Origin of the sequence: Bacteroides caecigallinarum, assembly GCF_021531075.1 — a bacterium.
In the GTDB taxonomy this organism is placed as follows: Bacteria; Bacteroidota; Bacteroidia; order Bacteroidales; family Bacteroidaceae; genus Phocaeicola; species Phocaeicola caecigallinarum_B.
Map to the genome: position 1 here is coordinate 1 of NZ_JADYTJ010000091.1, position 4,411 is coordinate 4,411.

At 36.1% G+C, this 4,411-nt stretch carries 3 protein-coding genes; 2 read left to right on the forward strand and 1 reads right to left on the reverse strand.

Annotated elements, in window-relative coordinates; all coding sequences use genetic code 11:
• Together I6E11_RS14135 and I6E11_RS14140 are read left to right on the forward strand one after the other, a co-directional pair.
• The coding region (locus tag I6E11_RS14135) for a hybrid sensor histidine kinase/response regulator (RefSeq protein WP_235338771.1) at positions 1 to 2,201 on the forward strand (2,201 nt) is incomplete at its 5' end.
• Entirely contained in the window at positions 2,182 to 3,465 is a 1,284-nt protein-coding gene (locus I6E11_RS14140; RefSeq protein WP_022053301.1) for a sigma-54-dependent transcriptional regulator, read from the forward strand. The genes I6E11_RS14135 and I6E11_RS14140, both read left to right, overlap by 20 nt.
• A 3-nt stretch (positions 3,466 to 3,468) precedes the next feature.
• On the opposite strand, the gene I6E11_RS14145 is transcribed toward I6E11_RS14140, so the two are convergent.
• The gene (locus tag I6E11_RS14145) at positions 3,469 to 3,882 is read right to left on the reverse strand and encodes a hypothetical protein (RefSeq protein ID WP_022053300.1); all 414 of its coding nucleotides are present in this window, start codon (positions 3,880 to 3,882) and stop codon (positions 3,469 to 3,471) included.
• Positions 3,883 to 4,411: the final 529 nt, after the last annotated feature.

The following is a 4,411-nucleotide window of genomic DNA, read 5'->3' on the forward strand; positions in this document are numbered from 1 at the left end:
ATAATAAGCAATATCAAATAAATTTAGTTCATAACAAAATATTTGTTTTACCTTTATATGTCAATAAATTATCATCTTTAAGCGAGTCTGTATTTACATGGAATTATAGAGACTATTTAGAATATCAAAGGAATCGTTTGTTTACAGATAGTATTTTACAAGATATAAAAATACATTGTAATGGTTTTATCCAGATTGAGCAAGTTGATTCTTTATGTAATATGTTAGAGCAAAAAGAATATTCTCTTTTGCATATCATGAGAACTATTAAGTCCAAAGAGAAGTCAGACAGTTTATTTTTTGAATACCAAAATCCTAAAAAGAGTTTAAAAACACGAACAGTAACGAGAAAGGAGAAAGGTTTAGCTGGATTTTTTGGAAAAACCGAAACAGTTCAAGAACCATATTATGTGATAGAATATTCAGAATTAAAGAAAAAAACAAATATAGATCATAAAAATTATCTGATTCAGATAGAGATGGAATCAGATAGTTTAATCATGAAAAATAAATTGATAAATAATCAATTAAGCGAGCTTTTATGTGTTTTAGATGATGATATTCAAAAGAATTTTATTGAATATAATAAAGAAATTATAAATGCTCAAAAAACGGCTTTTCGCTTATTCTCTATAATTATAATCATAGCTATTATTTTATTATTGCTCTCCTTTTTTATTATACGTTCGGATTTTAATAAAGAAGAAACGATTAAACGAAAATTAAAACAGGCTATTAAAGAGAATGTAGATTTACTTGAAATGCGCAAGCAAATTATTTTAACTATTTCTCATGATGTACGAGGCCCACTTGGTAATATACATAACTGTGCCGATTTGGTTTCGGAAACGCGAGAAAAGAAAAAGCGCGAAATCTATTTAGATGACATCCGTCATTCTTGCCAACACGTCCTACATTTAGTTAACGACCTGATGGATGCTTACCGGATTAATGACGTCGGTAGCTTACGTAATGATGCACCTTTTCATCTAAATCGTTTTTTGCTGCGCATTTCAGATGAATTCTCCCGTAAATCGGTTTCAAAAGGTCTGATTCTATATTCGGAACATAATGGTTCAAATGTAACTGTAAAAGGAGACGCGGACAAACTTGAACAAGTACTAGACAATCTGCTTACAAACGCCATCAAGTTTACATCCAAAGGAAATGTCTGTTTCCATACTGAATATTTAGAAGGGAAACTGTTGATTGAAATAAGGGATACAGGTATTGGAATGGATGAAGAGACGCTTAAAAAAATATTTTCTCCCTTTGAACGTGCTGCGCAGAATGTTAATTCAGAAGGTTTTGGTTTAGGTCTTTTTCTGACTAAGGGACTAGTTAAAGTCCTTGATGGAACAATAAATGTAGAAAGTAAGCTTGGTAAGGGGAGTGTGTTCAAACTTGAATTTCTTTTACCAGAAACGGATGAGCTTGTGGACGAATGTAATTCTTATAGTGAGTCTATAACCATTTTGCCGAAAAATGTACTTGTTGTGGATGATGATCCTATATTGCTAAAAATAGTGGAAGACATGCTTGGGCGTAATGGTATAACTTGTACGACCTGTATGAATGTACGGGATGTAGTAACAGCTATTAGACAATCAGATTATGATATGATACTTACTGATGTACAAATGCCGGATATCGATGGGTTCGCTCTATTAAAACTACTTAGAAATTCAGACATAGGAAATTCAAGAACCATTCCTGTTGCAGTCATGACTGCCCGTGGTGACGGAAATTCCGGAATCTATGAAAAAGAAGGATTTGCGGGTTGCATTCATAAGCCGTTCAACATCCATGTATTACTTACTTTTTTATCAACCATTATGTCTCAAATAAAAGTTTCTCAAACTGGAGATTTTGACTTTTCCTGCTTGTTGGATAGTACAGATGATCATGAACATATGATGTCTCTTGTTATCATGGAATCAAGAAAAGAAATTGAGGAACTTAAAACAGCCATAAAGACAACCAATCGTGAATCCATGAGAAAAACAATACATCGAATGATGCCTGTATGGGAAATGCTTGAAAAGGAACAGTTGTTGCGTGATTTTCAAGAAAAGTTACACGATATGGATATTAGTGATGATGTTATTTGTGAAAATGCTATCCAGATTATAGAGTGGATTGAAAAATTAATTAATGAAACAGAAAATGAACTGAAAAGATATGAAAATTCTGATAGTTGAAGACAATATGATACTTTGCGGAATGATTGAAAAATGGCTGCAGAAGGCCGGTTACGAAGTATTGACAGCTATAGATGAACCCGGTGCACGTAGTATTCTGAAGAAAAACGAAATCAATCTTGTATTGGGAGACGTACGTCTGCCGGAAGGTGATGGTATTAGTCTTCTGGAATGGATGATACGTTCTAAGATGGAAGTTCCATTTATTGTCATGACAGATTATGCCTGTATCACGGATGCAGTCCGTGCTATCAAACTCGGTGCTAAGGATTATTTGCAAAAGCCTGTTCATCAAGAGCTACTGATAGAATTAGTACATAGTATGCTTAAGCAGCCAGTTATTGTACGTAAAGAGCGTTCTTTTGTTGAACGTACCAGTGAAGCTGCCAGAAAAGCCGCTTCACTGGCTCGTCGTGTGGCATCTTCTGAACTTTCAGTTCTGATACTCGGTCCGAGCGGAAGCGGTAAGGAAGTGATAGCCCAGATGATCCACCGTTATAGTGACAGACGTGATAAACCTTTCGTTGCTGTCAATTGTGGAAGCATACCTAACGATTTACAGGCTTCTGAATTTTTTGGTGCGGTCAAGGGCGCCTTTACCGGAGCAGTTGCTGATAGGAAGGGATATTTTGAAACGGCCAATGGAGGAACCTTATTTCTGGATGAAGTCGGTAATATGCCGTATTCCATGCAGATTCTTCTCCTTCGGGTTCTTCAGGAAAAGGAGTTTAATCCTGTTGGAAGTGATAAAGTCAAGCATATTGACGTGCGTATCGTATCTGCCACCAATGAGGATATGGAAAAGGCTGTGCAGGAAGGTCGTTTTCGTGAGGATTTGTATTATCGCCTTGCAGAACTCGAAATTGTTCAACCGCCATTAAAAGATTGCAAAGATGATATTCTTCCGCTTGCCGAATTTTTCAGGAAAGAACATTCCAGCAGAATACGTGTCAAGAATGAGGGATTTACCGAAGAAGCGAAATCATGTATGTTGGGGTATGACTGGCCGGGTAATGTACGGGAATTGAACGCAAAAATCAAACGTGCAGTAATTGTTGCAGATAATGCATTATTGAATGTCTGTGATTTGGGATTGGAAAATGTAGATTGTAATGACAATCCGGATATTCGTATCATTCAGGAAAAGGAAAGGATACGAAATCTGCTTGGTAAAAATCATGGTAATGTCAGCAAGACAGCAGCGGAACTCGGTTGTAGTCGTACAGCCCTGTACAAGAAAATGAAGAAACTTAATCTGAAGTAATCTTTATTCTTTAAGGCGGTATACCAATCTGCATATATTGTTTCGGAATGTTTTGGACTCACGCAAAGTCCATTGTCCGAATTGAATCTTTCCGGTTATGTTTTTCCCATTTTTGTATGATATTGGAAGCAGGTAAATGACCAGTTCATCTGCGAGTCGGAAGAGAAATACTCCACCAGCATATTCGGCACTTTTTTCGTCCTGTACTTTCATAAAAAAGGTACAGTTATTGTCTCGTCTCTCTTTTGCATCCATCAAATCAAGCATACCATAATGCGGAAACATGTTGAATGTAGCCCGCTCTTCCCAATAAGGGAATCCGTTCCGGTCTGTCCTGAGCCATTCCATCAGTTCCTCATTTTTGTCCGGCAGGAAACCGTCCAATGTGACGGGCATAATAATCTGAACTTTTGCCATACCTCTGCTATTAAAAATAAAAGCATGAAACCCATGCTGTTTTTAAACTGAGGCTCTGGCAAGCCCAAAACGAAAAACATGCATGGGCTCACGCTATAGGGTATAGCATAAGCCTCACGCAATAGTCTTCGTTTTTGAAATTTTGCCAGATTTCAGTTTAAGACACTTGCGACTTATGTATATAATCGACGGAAAACATCCCGTTATCCGCCGTTATGTTCTATTTCAAGTTCAAAGATAAGGAATGTTCCCTGAAAATCAAATTGATTCAGGATTTATTTGTCATTCTGTATCTATTCAGCTTTTCTTTTCTCCTCTTCTACACTTTCTATTCCCAGCCGTTCACATAGTTCCGGGTCGTTCTTTATACGTTCCAGTAAATCCGAATATTCGGATTTGATTGAAAAACTGAATACGAATAAAAACTAAATAATTTTAATTATATATCTTATATTCAATATATTATATATTACACTTGTTTGGATTTTATTTTGGAAGTTGTCTCATACTAGAATTAATATTTTGCGAA